Here is a 26082-nt window from a genome sequence, read left to right as displayed (position 1 = left end):
TACATCTACAACCGGGTTTGCGCTTGAAAACGTAACCGATACCCCGTTTAATGGATTACAGGAAGGCGAAGCTACGGGGCCCTTGCTCGGTGGCAATCTTGCCGTCTTATCGCGCCTCATTGGAACGCCCTACCTGCCTGACCTGCGTGGGGCGTTGCTGTTTCTGGAAGATATCAACGAACCCGCCTACAAAATAGACGCCATGCTGGGTCAGTTGAAGCTGAGCGGCATATGGGAAAATCTCGGCGGCCTGATCATTGGCCAGTTTACAGATGAAGCCAACCCTGAACATACACCGGCAGAAATTGATGAGGTTTTTCGGGATTATTGTAATAATGTCACCTTCCCTGTTGCATCAGGACTCAGATATGGTCATATTCCGGTGAAAAATTCGATGCCTGTTGGCGTCAAAGCCAGGCTGCGCGTCACATCGGCCCGCACAGAAATTCAAGTTCTTGAACCGCTGGTAGCACAAAACAACAGACAATCCGCAAATCGCACACAACCATGAGCAAGTCCCCTTTACGCATTGCAGTTTTTGCGTCGGGTAGTGGTACAAACCTGGAAGCCATTCTGCAAGCAATTGAAGAGAGGACGCTCCGGGATGTCGCAGTAACAGCTGTCGTGAGCAACCGTTCAAATGCCGGGGCGCTGGAACGTGCGAATCAACGGGGCATTGCAACTGCGGTTATGAAGCCGGCTAGCTTTGACTCCGAAGCAGCTTATGTTGAAGCGCTTAACGCGTTGTTCAGCAAAAACAACGTCAACTTTGTTGTGCTGGCCGGTTACCTGAAGAAAATACCGCTCCAGTTGGTGCGACAGTTCCAAGGCCGCATGTTGAACATCCATCCTTCTTTGCTGCCGGCTTTTGGCGGCCCCGGCATGTACGGGGCTAAAATCCACCAGGCAGCCCTTGACCGCGGCGTGCGATGGACCGGCGTAACAGTACATTTTGTTGATGAAGACTACGATACCGGACCAATCATGCTACAGCGTACCGTTCCGGTTTACCAGAACGACGCCGTTGAAACGCTTGCCAGCCGTGTACTGGCTGTAGAACACCAAATTTTCCCGGAAGCCCTCAGGTTGATTGCTGAAGGACGGGTAACAGTAACAGGCCGGCAAGTATCTATCGACCCACTCATTCCGAAGGACACTGCATCCAATCAATAAACATGATTAAAGAAAAGGATTTACCAAAACCAGCAGATCGGTATCCCGTCCGGCGTGCCCTGCTCTCTGTTTCGGATAAAACGGGGCTTGTAGCGTTTGCAGAGCAACTGCATGCACAAGGGGTTGAAATGATATCTACCGGTGGCACAGCGCGCGCGATCAGCGAAGCCGGCCTGCCGGTTAAGTCAGTGTCAGACATCACCCAGTTCCCCGAAATACTCGACGGGCGGGTAAAAACCTTGCACCCTGCAATTCATGGCGGCCTGCTCTCGAGGAAAAACGACCCTGAAGACCTTGCCCAACTGGAAGCCCACAACATCCAGGGCATCGACCTGGTGGTTGTAAACCTCTACCCCTTTCAGCAAGCCATCAGCAAAGAAGGGGTAAGCCTCGGTTTTGCGATAGAAAACATCGACATCGGCGGCCCGACCATGATTCGCGCCGCTGCCAAAAACTTTTTCTTTGTCGGCGTGGTAACCTCGCCAGCGGATTATGCGCTCGTTGCCGATGAACTCGCAGCGAACAACGGCACCCTGTCGATGGCTGTCCGCCAAACGTTGGCAGCGAAAGCTTTTGCGCATACCGCTCAATACGACACCGCCATTGCTGGCTACTTTGCAAAAGAGACACCCGATGAAACGGGACAGCCAGCACATTTTGCAACCACCCTCCCCCGCGTCCAGACACTACGCTACGGCGAAAACCCGCATCAGAAAGGCGCATTCTATGGCGATCCCGGAGCGTTGTTTGAACAACTGCACGGTAAAGACCTGTCTTTCAATAACCTGATCGACCTCAGTGCAGCCCTCTATCTGATCGAGGAATTTCAGGAAGCGCCGCCCACGTGCGCCATCCTCAAACACACGAACCCGTGCGGTGTAGCCAGTGCGGATACGCTCCACGAAGCCTACAGCAATGCGTTTGCCACCGACCGACAATCTCCATTTGGAGGCATTGTTGTGGTGAACCGGCCCCTTGATCTTGCCTCAGCTGAAGCAATCAACAGCATCTTTACAGAAATCATTATTGCGCCTGATTTTGAAGAAGGTGTACTGGATTTCTTGAAGAAGAAAAAAAATCGCCGATTAATTAAAACACGGCAGACTGCAACTCCTGGTGCTCAGGTAGATATCAGGTCAATCGCCGGCGGTATGTTGGTCCAGGATCGCGATGGCCCACTACCTCCGTATGAAGCTTTCCGGTCGCAAGTTGACGTCGTAACCGAACGTCAGCCTACTGAGCAGGAATGGTTTGATCTGGTGTTTGGCTGGCGCGTGGTAAAACACGTAAAGAGCAACGCCATAGTTTACGCAAGGAATGCAGCCACGCTTGGCATTGGTGCCGGCCAGATGAGCCGCATCGATTCCTCTGAAATAGCTGTTCAAAAAGGCCGCAAGTCGGAACTTGACTTTACCGAATCAGTGGTAGCCTCGGATGCATTTTTTCCATTTGCCGACGGCCTCGTAGAGGCAGCAAAAAATGGAGCCCGAGCCGCTATACAACCGGGAGGATCTGTACGCGACGAAGAGGTCATCGAAGCGGCCAACGAACATGGCATGGCCATGGTGTTTACCGGGAAACGGCATTTCAGACACTAGGTGCAAACCGATAAATTCTGCAGGATTAATTGGCTTGCTGTAGCAGGTTAAAGGTTGCAGGCTGAAGGTTTTGCTCTTTTCCTTTTGGCATACAAGAATTACTTGTTTCACTACGCTAGAGGGACCAAAAGAGCAAGTACCGTGCATGCCTCGCTAAAATGCTGTACTTTCTCCTGAACTTCACGATTTAGTTAAACGCACATATACATGCCGTTTTTCAAGCTCTCCCACGATGTTGCTATTGATTTGGGTACAGCCAACACGCTGATCCACATCGCCGGCGAAGGCATTGTTTTAAATGAACCGAGCATTGTTGCAGTAGACCGTTCAACCCGGCAAGACATCGCCATCGGGTTCGAAGCGCAGCAAATGCACGAACGTACGCATCCCCAAATTGAAACAATTCGCCCCCTGAAAGACGGTGTTATTGCAGACTTTGAGGTTGCTGAACAGATGATCCGGGGCCTGATCCGCAAGGTGCAGCGCAACTGGTACAACTCAATTCGCCGTATGGTGGTCTGTGTACCGAGTGGTATCACTGGTGTGGAAGAACGTGCTGTGCGCGAATCTGCTGAACGCGCCGGCGCCAAGCAAGTCTACCTGATCAAAGAGCCAATGGCTGCCGCCATTGGCATCGGCATGAATGTCGACGAGCCCGTGGGCAACATGGTTGTTGATATTGGTGGTGGCACAACTGAAATTGCCGTGATTGCCCTCTCCGGTATCGTGATCGATGAATCAATCCGCGTAGGCGGTGATGAGCTCGACAACACCATTCTGCAGTACTTCAAACGGAATCACAACCTCCTGATCGGTCTGAGAACAGCAGAACGCATCAAGTGTGAAATAGGCAGCGCGGTTGAACTCGATCCTGAACTCGAAATCTCAGTCAAAGGCCGCGACCTCGTTAGCGGGATTCCCAAAATTCGCTCCATTACGTCCGAAGACGTACGCGATGCCCTCAATGAACCCATCGGCCAGATTGCAGCCGCAGTGTTACACTGCCTCGAGCGCACGCCGCCCGAATTGGGCTCAGACATCCTCGAACGTGGTATCATGCTCACAGGAGGCGGCGCCATGTTAAAAGGCCTCGACACCCTGATTCGCAACCGCGCAGAGATCCCTGTTTATATTGCTGAAGATCCACTCACTGCTGTGGTTCGCGGAACGGGTAAAGTGCTGGAAAACATCGAAACCTTCCAGAAAGTGTTGACTTGATGCGCCGCAGTTGCCTGCGTTTTGAACCATAATCGCCCGGCACGGGTGTAATCCCTTTCAACATCTTCACGTTCAGGAAAGCAGGAAACTGCACCAGCACACAACAGCAATGGATTTTCGTCAATGGACTCGGATCAGGGACTGGGCATTGCTCCTCAGTTTTCTTTCGATTTCACTGATTGTCATGCTCACGCAGAACCTGACCATCGTCAGGACGCTCCGCGCTGCTTCTCTCGAAATCACAGGCCGCGTGGAAAGCTCGCTGAGTTGGATCGGTCGCTATTTCCACGCGCTAGAAGAAAACGATATCCTGCGGGCAGAGAATATCGAATTGTCGAGCCAGCTTGCGCGTTCGCGTGAAGCAGACATCGAAAATCTCCGCCTCCGCCGGCTGGTTGGCTTTGTCGATACGGTTGCTTACAACCTGGAGCCGGCGCGCATCATCGAAAAAGAGATCACAAAACAGAACAATTATCTTACGCTCAATAAAGGAAGCACCCACGGCGTAAAAAAAGATATGGGCGTGCTGGATGAACGAGGCATCCTCGGCAAGGTCATCCAGGTCAGTGAAAACTATGCCCAGGTCATGTCCTATGTCAACATGGACTTCCGCGTACCTGCCAAGGTGCAGCCGTCGCAGGCGCTGGGCATTGTGCGATGGGAAGGCATCAACCGTGGCGAATTGTTGCTGGAGCACGTCATCAAAACAGAATCGGTCCAGCAGGGCAATCTGGTTGTCACCAGTGAATACAGCAGCGTTTTCCCACCCGGCTACCCCATTGGCATTGTAGAACAGGTCCTGCCACAGCCCGGAAAAAACCAATTGCTGGTCTATATCAAACCCACGTCCCCTATTGATGTCGTCGAGCACGCATTTGTTGTCCTGGAAGAAGCACCGGCAGAACGGCTGGAGCTAGAAACCCCGGAGTAGGATTTGGGGTACCTAAGGCGTACATTTGCACGTTATTGGTACAATTAAGCTGTTTGTATCTCAACGCTCATTTCCTCTTCTTGAACTATGTTTTCGTTTCCCCGTCCCCGAGTAACCGGCTTTGCGGCACTATATATTGTAACTATAGGTGCCCTGTTGCCAGGCCTGTCCATGGCGCAGCCGGCGACAGAGTCGCGCGAAGCCTTGCAGGCTGCCATCCATCAACTCTTGAATGAGGACCAGTATAGCAATGCCATTTGGGGGGTAAAAGTTGTAGACCTGAGCACCAGCGATGTGCTCTTTGCCCGGCATACCAATAAAAGCATGATGCCGGCCTCCAATGCAAAGCTCTACACAACCGCTGCGGCACTCGATCAGCTTGGCCCAGATTTTCAATACGAAACCACGCTGTATAGCGACGGCAACATAACGGACGGCATCCTGGACGGTAACCTGATTGTCCGTGGCTCGGGCGACCCAACCATCGGTGACCGGTATTCAGATGACGACCCTACCCTCATTTTCAGGAATTGGGCCAAAGCCCTGAAAGACCTCGGCATCAAACAAATTGCCGGCGACATCATCGGTGATGACGACCTCTTTGACGACCTGAGCCTGGGCTATGGCTGGAGTTGGGATGACGAACCGTACTACTATTCTGCAGAAATCAGTGCGCTCACCTTTTACGATAACAGCATCCGGTTTATCATCGAAGGGCAGCAGGAAGGCATGCCGGCAAAACTTCGTTGGGACCCTTTCAATACGTCGTATGTGGATGTTGTAAACAAATCCATGACGGTGCCCCCAGACTCTAGCGACGACATCGATTACACCCGGCCCCGAAACTTCAACACCATTGAGGCCATCAGTGAAATCTATCCGGCTGAAATAGACACCTCATACATCACAGTCTCCAATCCAACAGCCTATTTCACCCACGTGCTGCGCGAAGTCCTGATTCAGGAAGGCATTGTGGTCCTGGGCCGGCCTGTAGACGTAGATGAGCTTTCAATTAAACCATCAAAAAAAGCACTCAACAAGCTACTTAGTCATCACTCACCGCCGCTTTCGGAGATGATTGTCATCCTCAACAAAGAAAGCCAGAACCTGTACGCAGAACTGCTCATTCGCACCCTGGGCATTCACATGCCCGTGCCAGGTCTTGAATCAGATGACAGTTCTGCTGAACGGGGTCTCAAAGTAGCTAACGAAACACATGGGCGAGCCCGTGTAGATACCAGTCGCATTAAGTTGCTGGATGGCTCAGGGCTTTCCAGGATGAATCTGGTAACAGCAGACATGACTGCAAACCTGCTCGCCTACATGTGGGATCACAAAGATACCCGCGTGCAGCAGGCATATTACGACTCGATGCCCGTTGGTGGCGTTGATGGTACCCTCGAGGACCGATTCCGGCGGAGCCCAACCTATAGAAATGTCCGGGCTAAAACTGGTACACTTACCGGTGCCAGCGCGCTCAGTGGCTATGTATCCTCAGCAGCCGGCACCCCGCTGTTGTTTGTAATCATGTGTAACAACTACACGGTAAAGACGTCCGCCGTCCGCCGTACACAGAATGCGTTGGTTACGCTGCTGGCCAGGTACAGACAGTAACCGTCACGGCGTTCATTTCACATCCCATCTACGTACTGCTGGGCCTGTATAGGGGGTATATGCTTTTTGCACAGCCTTGGCAGCACATTGCACAACATTGAACGGACTATCTGATCGATATGCATCTAGTTTATCGCAACTAGTGCTCATTCATCAATTACCGGTTCAATGAAAAGACTCTTTTTACTTGTCCTTTGTGTAACTGTATCCGTCCCCCTGTTTGCCCAAGAGGCTGAACATCGCATCCCCATGACTACAGACCACTGGAGGGCCCCAGAAGGTCGAGCTGAATTCCTCACGCATAGAGGCATTCCAGCTGTTAAAGTAACCCCCAGCCCGGAAGCCCTGTTTGCCGCTCAAGGGCAGGTGGTTTTGAACGAACTGCAATTTACCGATGGCACCATCGAATTTGATGTAGAACTAACCGACTTCTTTCTATCAACCATTTACTTCAGGCGGCAAAACGCCGCGGAGGCGGAGGTGTTTTACCTGCGGACGTATCGTGCAGATGATCCGCTGGGACCCGATGCCGTGCAGTATACCGCACTTACAAAAGGCGTTGCGCTGTGGGATCTGCATCCCCGATATCAGGGGCCGGCAGTCATTCATAAAGAAGGATGGAATCATATCAAGCTCGTGGTTGCCGGCAAAAGGATGCAGGTTTATGTTAATGACATGGATCAGCCGGCGCTCTCGATCCCAGAACTAATGGGCAACACACATGTCGGTAGCATTGCGTTTGAAGGTGGTGGTATCTTTGCCAATCTCGTCGTTACGCATGGCGCCCCTGCTGGTCTTGCCCCCGAGGCCGCATATGATCCAGTTGCTGACGACCAGCGCTACCTCCACCAGTGGCAGGTAACTGACGCGTTTGAACTCCCTCCCGGCCGCGAGCTTGTTAGCGCAATGTTATTCCGTGCCCATAGCGACCACTACCCTATGGATAGCACTGAATGGCAATCAATTGCATCAGAGCGAGACGGTCTGGTAAACCTGAGCCGGCGGTTTGGGCGGTCCGACAACAGGCGTGCGGTGTGGTTGAGGCAGACCATCCACTCGTCAAAGGAGCAAGTACAAACGCTGAACCTTGGCTTCAGTGATGAAGTATGGATCTTGCTAAACGGGCAGCTTGTTTACGTAGGGAAGAACCTCTACTCCCATCCCATTATGAAAGATGCTTTTGGGCAAATTACGCCAGATGATGCTTCCTTTGCTTTACCTTTGCAAGAAGGCGAGAACGAGTTGCTGATCGGCGTGGCTAACAGCTTCTTTGGGTGGGCCATTATGGCGCGGCTGGTTAACGCGGATGGGTTAAGGTGGTAATGAGATCTGCTGACTGGGCCGAGAGCTATGCCCGGCAGGCTGCTCGCCCAACTCCTTCGCAGGCTCGGGATGATGGGGGGATGAAAACTGGCTCAATGGCGCGTGGGCGGAAGCCCGGTATCATGCCGGGTCATCCTCCCTACTGCTAAATAATCCACGGCGTACCGTCACGCGGTATAACAAATTCAAACATAAAGCGGGACTCAATACAAAATTTGCAACGCTTCTTTTTTTGCAGAACCCTTTGCGCCTTTCTCTCGTGTAAGACAGCCGAAATTTCTTAAATCGTAGTCTGAACCGGTGGTGATCATGGATTCTAAAAGCGCGCGTAAGATTCGTTCAACAACCGTTCTGGGTGTTCGTCACAACGGTAAGGTTGCGCTTGGGTCGGATGGTCAGGCTACGATGGGAAATACTGTAATGAAGCACAAAGCCCAAAAAGTGCGTGCATTACATGGAGGAAAGATCCTTGCTGGCTTTGCCGGCTCTACGGCTGATGCCTTTACCCTTTTCGAACGATTTGAGGAAAAACTACAGCAATATGGCGGGAATGTGACCCGTGCTGCAGTTGAACTTGCAAAAGACTGGCGCACTGATCGTTACCTCCGCCGGCTCGAAGCGTTGTTGGCTGTCGCTTCAGAGGAACGACTTTTGCTAATCAGTGGCACGGGTGATGTTATAGAACCCGATGATGACATCGTTGCGATAGGCTCCGGCGGCTCCTTTGCCCTCGCAGCCACGCGGGCACTTGTAAAATATGGTGACAATCTTTCAGCAAGAGAGATAGTAGAGGAAGGACTTTCTATTGCAGCTGATATTTGTATTTATACGAACCATCATATAAATATTCTGGAACTTCAGTCCCCTGAAGTCAAATAGTACGCCTCCCAGGCAGCCTTTGCCGGGTTTATAAGGCAAATTCCTACTATCAGTTACGGGCCATACCGTTCTCAAATTTCACGTCTGCTCCCCGCACGTCTCGTGTAGCTACTACACCTGTTTATTACTTATTGAACTAATGAATTTAGTGTAACAGACTTTTCAAATGAATCATAGCAGATACGACAAGAACCGTTTGTGGAGGCAGGAAAACCTGACCGCCGTTCTTGTAGATTACCAAAATTTGTACAACCTTCTGTCCCAAAGGCTGTCAGATGATACACACCCCGATGAGTTTATCATCGACATGCTTGAAGAGTTAAATCGTTACCTCCAGGGAAAAGACCTTTTTCAACTGGCCATATCAAATGCATATGCAGACTTTGGCGCCCTTCAGGGTGATGGGCTCTTTATCCAGAAATCGTTATATCAGCAGGGCCTGACGCCAAAGTTCGTTTCTGCCAGTATTGATCCGGCAGCTCCCTCGATGCAATTGTGCCTGGATGCGGGTGATTTGATTTACACGCGCCCGGATATCGACTCTTACGTGCTGATTTCGGGCAACAGCGTGCAGGTCCCCCTTGTGCAGTTGTTGAAAGGGCATGGGAAAAATATGTTGGTTGTTACCCTTGAGGCGCACGAAGATCTGGAACGCATGCACCTGTTTGGGCATGAAACGTTTCTCAATGCAGCAGACCTGCTGAGCGAGGGTGCACGCCGGCAGCTCGGCAAAACCTCCAAAAGCAGCGACGCAGTGCGCAACGGCACCTTTGGCCGGCGCGTCGCCCGCGCCTCCTTTACGGTTCAGCGCGATGTTGAATACCAGGAAGTCACTGATAGCATTGCCTACGAAACGCTGCGGGTTATCGAGGAACACTTTGGACAATACGACGAGGTCTATCTGACGCCACTGTTACGAAAACTCTCCGATTCCCTGGACGATCACCTCAACGATCCCAAATCAATCATCAACAACCTGGAAGACGCCGGCGCCGTTTGGCTCGAAAAACGACGTGGCTTCCCGTACGACTACACCGTCTTGCTGGTTGACGCAGAACACCCCGATGTTTTGCAAATCCGAGAAGAAATTGAACAGCGTAATCCTGCTGACTTTGGCGAAGGCTATAGTGCCGGCGACAAATATGCAGACGAGAAGGTTGAATTTAACGGCGGTGAGGCCGTTTTCGATAAAACTACGGCTTATCCATCCGGCGACGGTGGCAAACTGGCGGATGAGCCAGCAGACTCCCTCGGTTCAGAGAATGATTTGAACAAGGAGTAAGAATCCAATATCCCCCCTTGGCGTGTAAGTACGCCAGGATGATTACTATCTATTCAAGATGAAGGAAGAATTGACGCCCCGCCAGATTGTAGCGGAACTAGACAAATACATCATTGGGCAGAACGAAGCCAAGAAAAGCGTAGCCATTGCCCTGCGTAATCGCTGGCGCCGGCAGAATACACCTGCTGAGATCCAGGACGAGATCATGCCCAACAATATTATCATGATTGGGCCAACCGGCGTGGGCAAAACAGAAATTGCACGCCGGCTTGCCAAACTCTCCGGGGCGCCCTTCATCAAGGTTGAAGCAACCAAATTTACTGAAGTGGGGTACGTTGGCCGCGATGTCGACAGCATGATCCGCGACCTGACGGACATCGCCATCAACATCGTACGCGAAGAATTTACCGAAGGCGTACAGGAACGCGCCCGTGAACTGGCGCAAGAGCGCATCCTCGACATTCTGATTCCCCCCGTCAAAAAGACCGCTGGTGATATTATTCCCGGTCCAGGCTTCGTCATCCAGCAAAATGATGAGGCTGACAAAGAAGATAGTGAGCCCTCTTCTGAAGCTGAGCTCCGCGAACGTACCCGCGCCAAATTCAGGGAAAAACTGGGCCGCGGTGAACTCGATGAGCGGGAAGTAGAAATTGAAGTCTCCTCCGATCAAACCCAGATGATGCAAGTCTTCGGCCCCATGGGCATCGAAGAGATGGGCATGAACATCCAGGAGCTGTTTGGTAACCTTGGCGGCAAAAAGCGGAAGAAACGCCGCATGCCAATCGCTGAAGCACGCGAACTGCTCACGCAGGAAGAAGCGCAGAAGCTAATCGACATGGACAAGGTGACCAAAGAAGCCATGACCCGTGTTGAGCAGGCCGGCATCGTTTTCATCGATGAAATTGACAAAGTTGCCGCCCGCTCAGGCAAAGGCGGCGGCCCGGATGTCTCCCGCGAAGGCGTTCAGCGCGATCTCCTCCCTATTGTGGAAGGCTCCAATGTGATGACCAAATACGGCATGGTCAAAACCGATCACATTCTCTTTATTGCAAGCGGTGCATTCCATATTGCAAAACCAAGCGACCTGATCCCCGAACTCCAGGGCCGCTTCCCAATCCGCGTTGAACTGAACAACCTCAACGAGGAAGATTTCTACAAAATCCTGACGTTCCCTAAAAACGCGCTCCTCAAACAATACGCAGCGCTGCTTGAAGCTGAAGGTGTAAAAATTACCTTTAATGATGACGCGGTCAGGGAAATTGCCGGCATTGCTGCAAAAGTCAACGCCGAAGTAGAAAACATCGGCGCACGCCGGCTGCACACCATCCTTACAACCCTGCTCGAAGAAATCCTCTTTGACGTGCCAGATAACGCTGATTACAGTACGTTTGAGGTTACAGCAGAGATGGTTTACAAGCAGCTTGGTACCGTAGCTGAAAATAGAGACCTTAGTCAGTATATTCTCTAAGCCGCATCATCAAGCGCACCTCAATATGGTGCTAAGCCTCGCGCTTTCACAATTGGGGTGCTAAACGGCTGGCTTCTGTTTTCACACCAATACTGGATGCTCCAGTCTCTTTCGTGGCTCCTGCTTCTCCCGCTTTCAAAATCTCTGAATTCGCTATCAGCGATGCTGGAGATGGTGTCGCAATGGGGAATGAGGAAGGAATCGCGCGCTGGCAAGCGATTCAGGCTATATCTACGCAAAACACACCCTTCTCCTCGCTGCCCTTTGCCCGTGCCCTTGCAAGGCATTGCAATAAAAAAGCAACGCTTTGGCTGGTAGCTGACAACACCCGCGATCTGGCCAGCCTGGTTACGTTTCATCGAAAACAAGGCCCCTTTCTACGTGTAGAGGTCCCTCCTTTTACACCCTTTACTTCTGTGTTATGCGCACAACCTGAGGTAGCCAACGATGCATTAGCCAGTCTCGCAAACCACCTAGCTGACAAATTTGACGATATCCGGCTACACCTGCATCCTGGTATGCAGGATATCCGCAGTTTTAAATGGGCAAACTGGCAAACTGGCCCCTTTTATACGTACGAACTCGACTTGTCCACCTACGATGTATCACAACAAGGCTGGTCTACTGGCACCCGGCGTAATTTCAAAAAAAACAAGGACTTATACAAGATAAACAGATCAGCTTCAGATCTCGAACAGATTGTAGCGTTGTGTGCTGCCGGGTATAATAGAAACAAGCGACAATTCCCCCTGGCCCAAACACAATTGCTAAACCTGGCCGGCGACCTGTTAACGCAAAACATGGTCCGCTGCTTCACTGCCGTGGATGCCACAAAAGGGACAATTGAGGCAGGCGTGGCTGTGTTACACGACGGTACAAAAGGATATTACTGGATAGCCGGGAGCAATCCCGGGCCGGCCATGACCGTACTGCTTGGTAATATGCTGCCGGCATTACAAGCTGAAGGGATTCAGACATTCGACTTTGTAGGTGCAAATACACCTGGCATTGCTGAGTTCAAGCGGCGTTTTGGTGCTATATTGACACCTTACTTTGCCGTCACCCATACGCCCAATCCACTCCTCGCAACCATGCTCCGCATTAAACGCCTGCTTTCTGCCTAGCACCCTACAGCATGGAAGCAGTTGATCAACATAGCGCCGCGATGAAAACCATCCGAAATAAAGCGCCTTACATCGTCCTGTTGGTGCTCGGTTACGGTTTGTATCTGCTTCGTTTCGGATACGGATACGGTACAAGCGACCAGGATGAGTTTATTCCATTTCTCTACAGTCTCCTTAATCCGGCTTATTTTCAGAATGATTGGTTTGTACAAACACAGCTATCCGCGTTTAGTGTGCGCACGTATTTTGTATACCTGCTCTATGGGCTAAGCATCGCAATGCCCGTTTGGCTTGCAGTATTTGTGGTTTATGTAGCAAGCTGGGCAAGCATAGCGAGTGCGGTTTATCAGTTGGCAGATGGCCTCTTAAAGAACCGACTGTCCGCCTTAATTAGCGCCGGGCTTGTCTGTATTTTTACCCCTTTCTGGACACTGGGTGGAAATGATTTATTGCACTTCGTACTCGTGCCGAGTATGACTGCATGGGCCCTTGCACTCTGGGCTTTTGTCTTTTATCTGAGAAAAGACTACACCCGCGCCGGTCTCTTTGCAGGTATTGCAACGCTCTTTCAGGCGTTGGTTGGGCTCCAGGTTATGCTGCTTGTGGGTGGCATGCTTTGTTTGCAATTCTTTCAACCGCACATGGCACAGGGCCGACGCCATCACTTTATGCGTGTGCTGACAACAACAGCCGTATACGCCATTGTCGCTGCCTTTGCCCTTGTCCCCCTCTTCTACCAGCAATTTTCTGCAGTAAGCGAAACGCTTTCAGATACAATTTCCGAAACCATATCCCCCACCTCGTCGCTGTTCTACATCATGGCCCAGTTTCGGAATCCACACCATTACCTGTTCAGCGCGTTTGACAAGGTGCGACTGATCAAGTTTTTTGTGGTCCTGCTGGTTGGCTACCTGGTGCTGCTCGCGCGTGAAAAACAGGAAGGATCGGTCAGAGCCGGCTTTTTCAATGATATGCTTGTCCTGGTCACAGGAGTCTGCCTGGTTGCCTATGTCGGTACAGAAATCATGCAACAATTGACCATAGCCAAGCTGCAGCTTTTCAAAATGACGCTGCTCGTCAAAGCACTGATGGTGATGCTAATAGCTGATGCCACCGTACGCGTTTTGCCTACTCGATGGGCCAACAGGCTGGACCAACTGTGTTTCAATCAGCCGCTGCGCCTCGCCGCCTTGTTTGCCGTAGGGTTTGCCGGGATTCTCATTATGCAGCCGGATAGACTGCAGCAGAAGGTTTATCCCTGGCGCGCATCTGGCGATCCTGAAATTCAACTTGCCCGATGGGCCGCAAAAAATACGCTGCCGGCAGAAGTGTTTGCCGTTCCACCCTCATGGTCTGCATTCAGGAGCCACGCAAGGCGTGCAATTGTAATAAACCACAAAGCATTCCCCTACCAGGATACAAACATCAGAACGTGGTTCGACCGGCTGCAAGACATGGCGCCGCTACAATTACCCGAACAGACCGATCCCACGCTGCTAGCTGCACTCGACTTCAAATACAATACCCTAACGCCCCACGACCTCGAAGAGCTGGGGATCACTTACTCTTTCGACTACATCATTCGCAATGCCCCATTGCCGGCGGCTTCCTCCTATTCGGTCGAATATGAAACGCAAGGCTGGTTTGTCTACAAACTATCCGCACAGCGACTGGCCCTGCAATGATTTCGTCCGTTCGCGCATTTTTGGATCGTCTGACAAACGGTAGCGGGTTTATAAAAGCCGTCTCCACCCTGCTTTCGGGTACGCTCGTAGCCCTTATCATTTCGTATTTAGCCCAGCCAGTCCTTGCGCGGCTCTACACGCCAGAGGCTTTTGGGCTACTGGATGCGCTTGTCGCAATCATTGCGCTACTTGTGCCGTTTGCTACGCTCCGTTATGAAGATGCGCTGATGTTGCCAGAAAACGAGGAAGAGGCCTTAGGCATTCTGGGGCTCACGTTTCTGCTGGTACTCATCGTCTCCGGAAGCTGCCTGCTCTTGCTCCTCTTCAAGGATTCCCTGATTGCATTACTACCGGCAGCCGCCCAAGAATCCACCCTTTTGCCCCATCTCCTGTGGATACCTCCGGCCCTCGCCGCCATCCGGTTTGCAAAACTTACAGAACTCTGGCTGAACAGGAAAAAGGCTTATGCGGCCATTTCATCCGGACAGGTGGCACAAACTGGCGTCATGACTGCCGTTCGGATTGTAATGGCGCAGTTCACAAACCGGATGCTTCCCATTGGACTGATTAGTGGCTACATCGCCGGATATGTAGCCAGCACCATCTGGTATTTGAGACAGATCACGCAGCTACAGAAGCAGTTTTTTCGAGGTATTGGTAACGGTACATACATTCGCTTTGCCGCACGGCGGTACCGGCGGTTTCCTATTTATGCGATGCCGTCCACGCTGCTGAACACCCTACAATCCCGGCTGCCTGTATTATTGCTATTGGTGTTCTTCGGGGAGGCTATTGTTGGATACTATGGGCGCGCTTTTGCGTTGTTTGCTGTGCCGCTCAGTCTCATAGGATATGCCATTTCCCAGGTATTCTTTGTCGAGGGCGCGGATGCCATCCGGACAAAAACACTACCGCAGCTGACAACCAAGGTCCACAGCCGCCTGATTACCGTAGGCCTCTTCCCTACCCTTGCCCTGATGCTCACTGGCCCAGAAGTGGTTCGGCTGTTTTTGGGCGCGCCCTGGGAAACGGCCGGCGTATACTTGCGATGGCTCGCCCCCTGGTTTTTCCTGGCCAGTATCGCCTCTCCCCTGACACGGATCTTCGACCTACTCGAAAAACAGCGTATTGAATTTGTAACCAGCACAACCATATTTGTGCTGCAGATTTCGCTCTTCCTCTACGGGTGCTTCACTGGCGATATAACCCAGGCCATTTTCTATCTTGCCCTGGGAGGCGTCCTCGCGCGCATCATCCACATTGTTGTGATGCTTCGGCTTGCCGGCACCCCTGCGCGCGCCGCCTTTACTGCTTACCTGAAACAACTCAGCATTGCCAGCCCGTTTCTTCTTGTACTGTATGCAGTCAGTTTATTGGACCGACCGCTCATCACTGTTGCCGCCCTCGTGCTGACAGGATTGGGCTTCCTTGGCGTCGTCTATCGTACCCTCACCAGCGAAGCCGCTACTGGTACCCAATCCAGGTCGCAATAATCAGCGCAACGCTACCTGCAATAACCAGCTGAACAGCCAGCGGCCAGATGAACTTGAACCACCGGCCGTATGGTATGCCGGCAATCCCCAGAATGCCCATCAATACAGGCCCGGTTGGGATGATCATGTTCATAAACCCGTCTCCCATCTGGTAAGCCAGCACAGCAACCTGGCGTGAGACACCTACAATGTCCGCAATCGGTGCCATCAGCGGCATCGTCACGTAAGCCTGTCCTGACCCTGATGGGATGAAGAAATTGAAGACACTCTGGATGACCAGCATCCCGCTGGCAGCGATTTCAGCGCCGGCGTTTTCGAGCGGTGTTGCCAGGCCATTAACAATGGTATGCATTACCTGCCCGTCTGTTAGGATGAGTTCGATGGCGCGGGCAAATCCTATCAACAGGGCTGTTCCAGTAAGTTCAGCTGCGCCGGCAGTAAAGGAGCGCGCAATTTTATCGAGGGGTAGGCCGGCAACGAGTCCGACAACAACGGCCAGCACAACAAAGACCGCCCCCAATTCCACAAAGTACCAGCCGTGGGAAATAATACCCCATACAAGCAAAATGAGCGTTGCAATCGTAATCCACAAAATGGTTACGTGCCTGCCTGATAATTCAACTGTAGCCTCTTCTTCTGGCAATTGGGCCTCTGGCACATCGTGCACCAGCGAAGCAGCCGGATTGGATCTGATTTTTTTTGCGTATCGCCACATGTGGAAGAAGCCAATCAGAAAGAAAGGCAGCGATATCGCCAACCGGTACTCTATCCCTGAAATAAGCGGCACGCCGGCAACCTCTTGCGCCACCAACACGGTGAACGGATTGAGCGCCGCAACCCCATAGCCGATGCCGGATCCGATAACCAGAATGCCGGCTGCCGTAATGGCATCCATCCGCATCCCCACACACAGGGTGAGTAATACGACGGTGAGCGGGATAAATTCTTCCGACATCCCAATGGTGGAAGCACCAATTGCCACTACAAGCATCCCGATAAAAATGAGCCAGGCCGGCCGGTTGCCAAATCGCCGCAGCAAACGCGCCAGTGCTGCATCTATACTCCCCGTTGTCCGGATCACTGCCAACGACCCACCAATCAGAAATACAAAGAAAATAATGCCCTGTGCAGCCTCAAGTCCTCGCGGTATAACGGTGACAATCGACCAAATGGGCAACCGCGCCACGCCCTCAAGTAACGTGTAGGTACCCGGCACAACCACTTCCCTGTTGTGGTCGTTGGTAACCATCTCGAAGGTACCAGCTGGCAACATCCAGGTGAGTGCGTAGGCAATCACAATCATGATGAACAGCAGTACGAGGGTATGCGGCACCTTAAAGCGGAATGACATGGCTTGACAACAGGCTGGTGGATGGTCAAAGTGCTGCCAGTATACAAAGGATTTGGAGTTTTTTCATTGCTCCGCATCTTTTTGCACAACTATGTCGTAGCACGACTTACACTATATCGAATTCCGACATAGCAATTTAAACCAGCATCATCGATGATCCCCAAAGCGCTCGTAGCAGCTTCCATCAAGCCGTTTGTGCTCACCATTCTGGCTGCCGGCGACAATTACGGTTACGCCATCATCCAACGCGTCCAGCAGCTGACTTCAAACCAGATTAAATGGACAACCAGTACCCTGTATCCGGTACTACACAGCATGGAAAACAAAGGCCTCGTAGAGAGCTACTGGCAGGCCTCAGCGGGTGGGCCAAGACGCAAATATTACCGCCTGACCCCTAAAGGGCAACAGATGCTAGCGCAGGAAAAACAACAATGGCTGGATGTGCATACCGCACTCATGAAACTCTGGTCGCCTGCCCCGGGCCTCCTCCCTACCTGAGAAATACATGTTTGATCTCGACAAATCACTCGCTGCCTGGCGGCAAGGTTACGCGCACAATCAAGCGTTTTCAACGGAAGATCTGGATGAACTGGAGCAACACATTCGGGACCAGGTTGCGGCCCTAGTCATGACGGGTATTTCGCAAAAAGACGCATTTGACCTTGCCCTGCGCGATATGGGCGGTAAAGAAGAAGCAACCCGCGAATATGACAAAGTATTTTGGGCAAAAGCTAAAAGAGAACACCGCGTCAAAGAAGCATTGCTGTGGCGCTATGGCATGTTGAAGAATTACATGCGGGTGGCACTGCGTACGATGCAAAAGCAGAAAGTCTATACAGCCATCAACATCGTTGGTCTGGCTGTTGGGATTGCCTGCTTTATCATCATTATGCGCTTTGTGCAATACGAGTTTTCATTCGATCGCTTCTTCCCCGGGCATGAAGACATTTACCGTGTCACGAAACGTGTACCCGGTGATGTGTATCTCGGCACCGACCATTTTGCTCTGACGCAGGCACCCCTGGCGCCGGCCATGATGACAGATTTCCCTGAAGTCACCCATGCCACCGCATTTCAATACCAGGAGGCCCTCCTACAGGCAGAAAACAACAAATTTACAACCGAGGGGCTTTCAGCGGACCAACACTATTTTGAGGTCTTTGCGATTCAACTGGTACAGGGCGCAGCAGCAACTGCACTGGTTGCACCTAACAGTATTGTGTTAACCGAAAGCCTTGCCGGCAAGCTCTTTGGCGCAGCAGATCCAATGGGGCGCACCCTGAGGATGGATGACCAGACCAGCTACCTGGTCACTGGCCTGATGGCAGATGTGCCCGCCAATGCCTCGGTCCAATATGATTTTGTGACGTCGATTATTACGGATGCTTACTACAATTCCCAACTTGATGAAGACCGGTGGAATAGCAATTACCTGTACACATTTTTCCGGACAGCACCGGGTACAGACTTTCATGCGCTGCAAAAGAAATTGCCGGCGCTAGCAGATCGGAAAATCTATGCCGGCAACGAAGATACCCCTAACAATGAACGCGAGCGCTTTTATATCCAATCACTGGCGGATGTTCACCTGCGCTCAACGGCAAACTTCGACGTAGGCCGGCATGGCAGCCGTGCGCGCGTTTTCCTGTTTCTTGCCATCGGCTGCATCATCTTGCTTCTGGCCTGCATCAATTACGTAAATCTGGCTGTGGCCCGGTCGATTAAGCGGGCAGCGGAGGTGGGGTTACGCAAAACGGTTGGAGCCGACAAGTCACAATTGATCTGGCAATTCATTGGAGAGTCTTTTCTGATGACTGGCCTGGCATTGTTGATGGCGCTGGTACTTACACACCTGTTACTCCCCCACTTTGCACAGCTTGTCAATCGGACATTAACCCTCAACTACTTCGCCCAACCCTGGCTGGTCCCAGCCCTTTTTGTATTGCTCGTGCTTGTGGCCCTGTTGGCCGGCAGCTACCCTGCCCTCCACATGGCTGCGCTTCCTCCGCTGCGGGCGCTAAAACGCAAACAACGGCACAGAAAGTACAAATTCAGCTTGCAGCAAACACTCATTGTGGGGCAGTTTACGGCATCCATTATCCTGGTCACTTGCGGATACGTAATTTATCAGCAGCTGGAATTTGTTCAGAACAAAGCCCTGGGGTACGACCGGGCGCACATCCTCAACATTGCCATTCAGGATAACAACGATGCGTTGAAAGCGCGCCGGCAACAGGTACAGGCAGCCCTCAAACAACACAGCAGCGTCGCGCAAGTTACGGCTTCACACTCGCTACCGACCAACATTTCGATGAAGCAAAACATTAGAAACTGGCCAGGAAGTGAACCTGAAGCCTCTTTGCCTATCCACGTGAATGCCGTTGATTATGGCTTTGAAGAACTGTTTGGTATAGCTCTGATCGCGGGCCGTACGTTTAGCCCGGCGTTTCCAACAGATCTTGAGTCGGCCAGCATAATCAATGAAACCACCGCGCGGGCACTGGGCTGGAGTCCTGACGAAGCCCTCGGCAAAACTTTTCGCCATGACCGCCGAGCGCGAACTGTCATCGGGGTTGTGCAAGATTTCCACATGCATTCGATGCATCATCAAATCAAGCCGCTGTTATTTTTTCTGGATGATGGGGGCCGCTTTGAATACATATCGGTAAAACTGCAACCGGGTAATGTCGATGAAAGCCTTGCAGCTGTGCAAGAAATTGTCCGGACCGCGTCTTCTTATCCCGTGGAGTACAGTTTCCTGGATGATACGTTTGACAGCCTATACGCACAGGAAAAACGGTTGGGGGCTACGTTCAACTTTTTCACCATGCTGGCTTTCCTGATTGCTGCGCTAGGGCTCTTCGGACAGGCAGCTTATGCAGCTGAACAGCGCACCAAAGAAATTGGTGTTAGAAAAGTACTGGGCGCTTCGCCAGGTAATATTGTGTATATGCTTTCGAAAGAGTTTACCAATCTGGTGCTGTTGGCGGCATTGTTTGCCGTACCGATCGCATACCTCGCCACATCCCACTGGCTGGAAGGCTTTGTGTACCGGGTAGATATTGGCCTGGGTGCGTTTTTGCTGGCAACCTGTTCAGCGCTCGGAATTGCAATAGCATCTGTAGGCTACCAATCGCTGCGTGCGGCCTTGCGCAAACCCGCCAGGAGCTTGCGTTTTGAGTAATAGCACGGCAGATCAACAAAAAAAGCAGCGCCCCAAACAGGACGCTGCTTAAAATCCACATGCCAAAGCATGAAGGGCCATATGTTACTTGATGGACCGGAACGTGTTGGGCAACCCGTTACCGATAGGTGACTGGTCGTAAGCCGGCCGCTCTGGTCCGTTTTCCGCTGTGGCATCGGTGCCACAGAACTTCTGATAGGCATTGACGAGGTCCATGGCAATAGCATTTGCAGAACGGCCTTCAATATGCCGGCGCTCGAGTACAAAAACGGGGTCTCCTTCTTTCAGGAGGGCCATAAACGGAGAAGACGGCGCAATACCGCGCATGTATTCGCGGGCGCGAGCCGTGGCTTCCAGATCCTGGCCGGCAAAAACGGTTACGTACCGATCAGGCTGTACTTCCGTCTGCATTGCCATCGCAACGGCAGGCCTTGCGTTGGCAGCAGCACAACCGCAAACCGAGTTCACAATCAACAGTGTAGTTTCAGACTCAGCAGCTTCAAAAGCTTCATCAACAGCTGTCATGTCGCGGAGTTCAGCAACACCCAAACGGGTCAGTTCTTCCCGCATTGGATGTACAAGTGCTTCGGGGTACGGCATATCTTCCCTATCTATTTTAATCTGTTACAGTTACAAACCTGAATTGTAAATGCTGGGGGTGGCCAAAGGTTCAGCTATGGCAGCATTTGCCAAACGCACAACCCACCTGCCAGCCCGGCAGCATACCTGTTCAGGAACGGCACCATCAAAGGCTTTGATCCCGCTTAACGGCGCGAAAGATGACGCAGTTCTTTCTCCATGTCTTCTTTGGTAAGGTTCCAGTCTTCCCCGTCTTTGGCAAGGTCTGGAATGTACTCATCAGCAGCATCGCGGACCCGATCGCCTAGATCTTTGCCAACTGCCTGAATACGGTCATTTACTTTATTGAGCTGCGCTTCAACTTGCTCAAGTTTGTCTTCGGCCGTTTTGAGCTGGGTGCGGGCTTCCTGCTTCATACGGCGGCGTAATGCCTTACCCGACTGCGGCGCCATCATCATGCCGGCACACAAACCGGCGGTGAAAGCTGCTGCAACGGTTACAATATGTGAAAATCTAGTGTTCATGATGGAATCAAATCGTTTCTGTTGGCATATCCAATATACTGAAACTTCTTTCTTATGACCTGTTCTACGTACACGGCCCCCATTTTCATACCAAGAACTGGTTAATTTTCTGTCATTTCACTTTTTGTGGCCGTTTTAGTATCCAGATGTACCCTCAATCTAAGAATCCTGGACATAACAACTGGTTCGCGTCACCTGTGTCAGTAGCATGTATTGTGGCGTGTTCTTTAATGCTTCTGGCAGGCTGTGTATCAACAAAGCCCGATGCCACACCATTAAAGACGGTTGTCAACGAATCCCCCAATGCCGACCGAAAAACACTGCTGCGTGCTGAAGCTGCTGACTGGGAAGGCACCCCACATGAATGGGGCGGCACAACACGCGATGGCATCGATTGCTCCGCATTTGTGCAAACCGTCTACAAAGATCTTTTTACGGTTGATTTGCCACGCACCACCTCGCTTCAGTCTAAAGAAGGACAAGCGGTATTGCACAACCAGCTGACGGTGGGTGATCTTGTTTTTTATCGTATTGATTCAAAAACCAGGCACGTAGGCATTTACGTCGGGGAAGACGAATTTATGCACGCCTCAAAAAGCGAAGGCGTTACCATTTCCTCCATCCAGGATCCCTATTGGGAAAGAAGATTCTGGACCGTCAGGCGCATCCTGGCGCCGGCAGCAGACTCACTTGCCAACCCAACGGACAACCCCATCGATCGATCGCGTTCAGGCTGGTAGCAGCCTATATTCTGATTAGCCACACAGACAACGCCAGTAACACAATTCCTATTCTTCATTTGTTAACAAAGGGATCCAAAAGCGGTATATAAGCGTCAAAGGGCGGTTTATTCAGACATCTATTTTATTTCATTCGATATAAACTATATTCTTGGGCATGCCTTCGGGTGTGCAAAAGTTAGCCACGACGCGTATACCCGCTACTAGCGTTAAACCGTGTAGATATAATATGGGCAATCAACCTATCTATCTGACTGAAGAAGGCCTCAAGAAATTAAAAGAGGAATTGCACTTTCTTAAGTCTGTCGAACGTCCCCGTATCTCTCAAGCCATTGCTGAAGCAAGGGCCCAGGGTGACTTGTCTGAAAATGCAGAATATGATGCAGCCAAGGACGCCCAGGGTTTGCTGGAAGCCCGCATTGCAAAAAAGGAAACTGAAATTGCGGAAGCACGGCTCATCGACGACTCGAAAATTGACGGTTCCAAGGCACGTATCCTGAGCACCGTTAAGGTGAAAAACAAAAAAACCGGCAAAACGCACACCTACACGCTTGTAGCACAGCCGGAAGCTGACCTGTTGAAGGGTAAAATTTCTGTAGAGAGCCCGATTGGCAATGGCCTCCTGGGTAAATCAATAGGTGACGTTGCCGAAATAAAAATACCCGCCGGTGTACTCTCTCTTGAGATTCTAGATATCACGCGCTAACCCCTACATTGGTTAATAACCTGGTCTAGCGCTCATCTTTCTGGTAGTCCCACCCAAACCCCGGAAAAGCATTTGTCCGCTTTAGTAGACCTGCGCAGCGACACGATCACGCGCCCTACCCCTGGCATGCGAAAAGCAATTGCTGCTGCAGAGGTAGGCGATGATGTATACGGAGAAGACCCTACCGTTACGGCACTGGAAGCCCGCGTGGCCGGCCTGCTCAAAAAAGAAGCTGCCCTATACATCCCTTCCGGGACCATGGGCAACCAACTCGGACTTCTCGTGCACACCACGCGCGCCACAGAAGTCATTGTCGAACGCAATTGCCACATTGTAAACCACGAAGGCGCAGCCGGCGCCTGGTTATCAGGGGTGCAATTGCTTCCCTTGCGCGGCAACAAAGGCATCCTGTATCCTGCTGATATCAAGCAAAACCTGCGCACGGGGCAATATGGCGCTCCCTCCACCAGTCTGATTTGCCTGGAGAATACGCACAACCTTGCCGGTGGCCGCGTGCAACCCCTTGACGTACTGAGAGAAATTCGCACGCTGGCGCTCGACAACAATATCCCAATGCACATGGATGGCGCGAGGCTATGGAATGCTGCTGCTGCCTCTGGCATCCCTGAGCACACCTTTGCAGCCTGCTTTGATACTGCTACCATGTGCCTTTCCAAAGGCCTTGGCGCCCCAGTAGGGTCCGTACTTGTTGGTAGCCATGAGCATATAGCCCGTGCACGGCACTACCGTAGCCGGCTCGGTGGCAGTATGCGGCAAGCCGGCATTCTGGCTGCAGCCGGACTCTATGCGCTGGACCACCACAGGAGCCGGCTCTCAGAGGACCACGCACGCGCCAAAGCCCTTGCAACGGCGCTCAACAATACAGCATCTTTTTCAGTCGATCCTGATGATATCGAATCAAACATCGTATTTTTCCACGTAGCCAATGATGCAGCAGTTGCTGCGGCGGCCGCGTTAAAACAACATGGTATCCTCGTGAGTGCCACCGCACCTGATACCATTCGAGCGGTCACGCATCTGGCGTTTACCGATGAAGCCCTGCAAACCACACAGACCGTACTGGAAACCTCCTTCTGCACTCCTATCACCACTTAAGCTAGCCGAGCCCATGCGTACCGAGCCGGTAGAAAACACCCACAAAACACCCCACAATGCATCCCTGCTGGCATCGCTGGCCCAAACGTATGGTACGCCGACCTATGTGTACGACGAATCGATCATACGCAGGCAGTGTAAATTGCTCAAACAGCACCTGAAACACGTCCCAACCAAGCTGCTGTATGCAATGAAAGCCAATTCTCATCCGGCTATTCTGCGCATTATCAAATCGGAAGGTATCGGAATCGATGCCGTATCACCGGCTGAACTGTACCTGGCGCAGCAAATTGGCTTTGCCCCAAAAGACATTTTGTACACCGCCAACAACATGACGGATGAGGAGATGCACACGGTGGCAGAAGCCGGGGTCTTGATGAACCTGGGCGAATTGTCGCGAGTTGCCCGGTATGGCGCGGCTTATCCGGGTGCAGAAGTGTGTGTGCGGCTGAACCCGCAAATCGGCTCAGGGCACCATGCACACGTAGTCACTGCCGGCAAAGCAACCAAGTTTGGTATTCCGGTTAATGAAGTTGAACAGATTCTGGAGGCGGCAGCCAGAAACAACCTCAAAATTGTTGGCCTGCATCAGCACATTGGCAGCGGCATTCCCTCAATGGCTGTATTACAGCAAGCCATTGAAGTTATCCTCCAAACAGCACAATACTTTCCCGACCTGCGCATCCTGAATCTTGGCGGCGGCTTCAGCATTCCCTACCGCCCTGAAGATGTACCAATAGACTTTGAAAATTTCCAGCAAACCATTGTGCAGGTTTTGCAGGCGCACGAGGCAAACCACAATCAAAAAGGCCTCACCTACTGGTTTGAACCCGGCCGATTTCTGGTGGCAGAAGCCGGCACCTTGCTTGTCACTGCAAATACGGTAAAAGAGGCCAACAACAAAACTTTTGCCGGCACCGATTCAGGCATGAACCAGTTGGTGCGCCCTTCCGTCTACGGCGCGTACCACGAAATTTATAACCTATCGAATGCAGACGGCTTCAGGCGGCCCTACGAAGTAGTTGGTAATATTTGTGAGTCGGGAGACGTATTTGCCAAAAATCGACTGGTCCAGGAAATCAGCGAAAACGACACGCTCGCCATTATGGACGCCGGCGCCTACGGGATGTCGATGGCCTCGTTATACAACTTGCGCCCCTTGCCTGCGGAAGTGCTCATCAAAGCAGATGGCAGCCACCTGGTAATCCAGGAGCGGGTTTCAGAAGCAGACCTGGTCAATTCGATGTTTGGCACCCATTTGTAGTAGGCTACCCTCACTTCCGATCAATTATATCGACTATTTAATATGTACCACTCCCGTGGTTTCAGAAAAACCTGATTCCAGGACCATACGCATGAAATATACACCACTAGGCATATTAGCTTGTTGTTGCTCCAAATCCCATACGACCTTGTGCAAGCCGGGACTCAACTCACGCTCAAGAACTGTATCGACATATTGCCCGGCGACGTTGTATACTTCAATTAAAGCATGCTGTAATTCCTCCTTGTCTCCAGGAATAGCTATCTCCAAAGCAACGCGTTGATTAAAAGGATTTGGATACCCGCCGAGTAACGCAGCTTGTTGAGGCAACGTAGTAGACTTTATGTCTTCAATGAAATGCAACGCTCCAACCAACAGTTCAAACTCATTTTTACCTGCAACTACATCAACATAAGCTGTTTGGTTGTCCCGCAGGTTATAAAACTTCCCAATCCTGCGATTAACCAAATACAGCTCGTGCGCACTTAGTTCATTATCCAAAAAAGACTTTACAGCAAGCGTGGTTGCTGACCGGGCATTAACATTGACGTTGTATCTTTGTCCCTGTGCTATAGATGGCCGAACGTCTGCCAAAAGCCGGCCATTGCGTGAATCAGGTTTTCCATTCATCAGCACGATATCAACGTCCCGAAATTTGCCGGGAGGAAAATATTGGTCATATTTATCTAGCCCTTCATCTGCCTTATCGTGATAACCCAAGTAAAGGGTTGAACGATCTTTGGTTTTATAGTTCTCAAACTCTAGCATCACTTGATGCGTCCTGAACAGTTCTCCACGCCTTTTGCCTGTAGAATCGTCCGAAGTTGAAT

Annotated in this window: 23 protein-coding genes; 19 read left to right on the top strand and 4 right to left on the bottom strand. The window is 51.6% G+C overall.

Annotation, left to right across the window (positions count from 1 at the left end; translation table 11 throughout):
* From AAF564_13790 to AAF564_13730, 13 genes are all read left to right on the top strand, one after another.
* Positions 1–511 (top strand): LD-carboxypeptidase (locus AAF564_13790; protein ID MEM8486619.1); only part of this gene is annotated, 511 nt, incomplete at its 5' end.
* A complete protein-coding gene (gene purN / locus AAF564_13785) occupies positions 508–1173 on the top strand; it encodes a phosphoribosylglycinamide formyltransferase (GenBank protein ID MEM8486618.1) in 666 nt (221 codons plus the stop codon). The genes AAF564_13790 and purN, both read left to right, overlap by 4 nt.
* A 2-nt stretch (positions 1174–1175) precedes the next feature.
* The gene (gene purH, locus AAF564_13780) at positions 1176–2771 is read left to right on the top strand and encodes a bifunctional phosphoribosylaminoimidazolecarboxamide formyltransferase/IMP cyclohydrolase (protein MEM8486617.1); all 1596 of its coding nucleotides are present in this window, start codon (positions 1176–1178) and stop codon (positions 2769–2771) included.
* A 207-nt stretch (positions 2772–2978) separates the two neighbouring features.
* A complete protein-coding gene (locus AAF564_13775; protein ID MEM8486616.1) occupies positions 2979–3989 on the top strand; it encodes a rod shape-determining protein in 1011 nt (336 codons plus the stop codon).
* Between the two features lie 109 nt (positions 3990–4098).
* Positions 4099–4920, top strand: coding sequence for a rod shape-determining protein MreC (gene mreC, locus AAF564_13770; protein MEM8486615.1), 822 nt, complete (start codon positions 4099–4101; stop codon positions 4918–4920).
* Between the two features lie 87 nt (positions 4921–5007).
* On the top strand, positions 5008–6534 hold the full coding sequence (dacB, locus tag AAF564_13765; protein MEM8486614.1) for a D-alanyl-D-alanine carboxypeptidase/D-alanyl-D-alanine-endopeptidase: 1527 nt from the start codon (positions 5008–5010) through the stop codon (positions 6532–6534).
* A gap of 168 nt (positions 6535–6702) precedes the next feature.
* Positions 6703–7857 carry a hypothetical protein gene (locus tag AAF564_13760; GenBank protein MEM8486613.1) on the top strand — a complete coding sequence of 385 codons (1155 nt, stop codon included), beginning with the start codon at positions 6703–6705 and terminating at the stop codon, positions 7855–7857.
* Between the two features lie 309 nt (positions 7858–8166).
* Complete coding sequence (gene hslV, locus AAF564_13755) at positions 8167–8736, top strand: ATP-dependent protease subunit HslV (protein MEM8486612.1); 570 nt, start codon at positions 8167–8169, stop codon at positions 8734–8736.
* A gap of 166 nt (positions 8737–8902) precedes the next feature.
* On the top strand, positions 8903–10018 hold the full coding sequence (locus AAF564_13750) for an NYN domain-containing protein (GenBank protein MEM8486611.1): 1116 nt from the start codon (positions 8903–8905) through the stop codon (positions 10016–10018).
* A gap of 58 nt (positions 10019–10076) precedes the next feature.
* Positions 10077–11486 carry an ATP-dependent protease ATPase subunit HslU gene (hslU, locus tag AAF564_13745; GenBank protein ID MEM8486610.1) on the top strand — a complete coding sequence of 470 codons (1410 nt, stop codon included), beginning with the start codon at positions 10077–10079 and terminating at the stop codon, positions 11484–11486.
* 113 nt (positions 11487–11599) lie between these two features.
* Positions 11600–12610, top strand: coding sequence for a GNAT family N-acetyltransferase (locus AAF564_13740; GenBank protein MEM8486609.1), 1011 nt, complete (start codon positions 11600–11602; stop codon positions 12608–12610).
* A gap of 11 nt (positions 12611–12621) precedes the next feature.
* On the top strand, positions 12622–14295 hold the full coding sequence (locus AAF564_13735) for a DUF6798 domain-containing protein (protein ID MEM8486608.1): 1674 nt from the start codon (positions 12622–12624) through the stop codon (positions 14293–14295).
* On the top strand, positions 14292–15788 hold the full coding sequence (locus AAF564_13730) for an oligosaccharide flippase family protein (protein ID MEM8486607.1): 1497 nt from the start codon (positions 14292–14294) through the stop codon (positions 15786–15788). The genes AAF564_13735 and AAF564_13730 overlap by 4 nt, the downstream gene beginning before the upstream one ends.
* On the opposite strand, the gene AAF564_13725 is transcribed toward AAF564_13730, so the two are convergent.
* Positions 15760–17139, bottom strand: coding sequence for a TIGR00366 family protein (locus AAF564_13725; protein MEM8486606.1), 1380 nt, complete (start codon positions 17137–17139; stop codon positions 15760–15762). The two genes, AAF564_13730 and AAF564_13725, sit on opposite strands and share 29 nt — an antisense overlap.
* Before the next feature lie 153 nt (positions 17140–17292).
* Here AAF564_13725 and AAF564_13720 point away from each other — a divergent pair, with 153 nt between their 5' ends.
* Both AAF564_13720 and AAF564_13715 read left to right on the top strand, forming a co-directional pair.
* Positions 17293–17637, top strand: a complete 345-nt coding sequence (locus AAF564_13720) for a PadR family transcriptional regulator (GenBank protein MEM8486605.1) — start codon at positions 17293–17295, stop codon at positions 17635–17637.
* Between the two features lie 7 nt (positions 17638–17644).
* On the top strand, positions 17645–20323 hold the full coding sequence (locus AAF564_13715; protein ID MEM8486604.1) for an ABC transporter permease: 2679 nt from the start codon (positions 17645–17647) through the stop codon (positions 20321–20323).
* Between the two features lie 84 nt (positions 20324–20407).
* Here the strand turns inward: AAF564_13715 and AAF564_13710 are convergent, their stop codons facing one another.
* Both AAF564_13710 and AAF564_13705 read right to left on the bottom strand, forming a co-directional pair.
* Positions 20408–20923 (bottom strand): BrxA/BrxB family bacilliredoxin, encoded by a 516-nt coding sequence (locus AAF564_13710; GenBank protein MEM8486603.1) that lies wholly within the window; start codon positions 20921–20923, stop codon positions 20408–20410.
* 164 nt (positions 20924–21087) lie between these two features.
* Positions 21088–21426 carry a YtxH domain-containing protein gene (locus tag AAF564_13705; GenBank protein MEM8486602.1) on the bottom strand — a complete coding sequence of 113 codons (339 nt, stop codon included), beginning with the start codon at positions 21424–21426 and terminating at the stop codon, positions 21088–21090.
* Positions 21427–21656: 230 nt separating this feature from the next.
* Between AAF564_13705 and AAF564_13700 the strand changes: the two genes are divergently transcribed.
* The 4 genes from AAF564_13700 to lysA all read left to right on the top strand — a co-directional run bounded on the left by AAF564_13700 (position 21657) and on the right by lysA (position 25252).
* On the top strand, positions 21657–22166 hold the full coding sequence (locus AAF564_13700) for an NlpC/P60 family protein (protein MEM8486601.1): 510 nt from the start codon (positions 21657–21659) through the stop codon (positions 22164–22166).
* A 229-nt stretch (positions 22167–22395) separates the two neighbouring features.
* Entirely contained in the window at positions 22396–22872 is a 477-nt protein-coding gene (greA, locus tag AAF564_13695; GenBank protein MEM8486600.1) for a transcription elongation factor GreA, read from the top strand.
* 72 nt (positions 22873–22944) lie between these two features.
* Positions 22945–23988 (top strand): GntG family PLP-dependent aldolase, encoded by a 1044-nt coding sequence (locus tag AAF564_13690; protein MEM8486599.1) that lies wholly within the window; start codon positions 22945–22947, stop codon positions 23986–23988.
* 13 nt (positions 23989–24001) lie between these two features.
* Positions 24002–25252, top strand: a complete 1251-nt coding sequence (lysA, locus tag AAF564_13685; protein MEM8486598.1) for a diaminopimelate decarboxylase — start codon at positions 24002–24004, stop codon at positions 25250–25252.
* A 33-nt stretch (positions 25253–25285) separates the two neighbouring features.
* Here the strand turns inward: lysA and AAF564_13680 are convergent.
* A partial coding sequence (locus AAF564_13680; GenBank protein MEM8486597.1) for a T9SS type A sorting domain-containing protein occupies positions 25286–26082 on the bottom strand: 797 nt, incomplete at its 5' end.

It is taken from the genome of Bacteroidota bacterium, assembly GCA_039111535.1.
GTDB lineage: Bacteria > Bacteroidota > Rhodothermia > Rhodothermales > JAHQVL01 > JBCCIM01.
The sequence above is the reverse complement of the archived record's forward strand: the minus strand, read 5'-3'. Positions and strand labels throughout refer to the sequence as shown.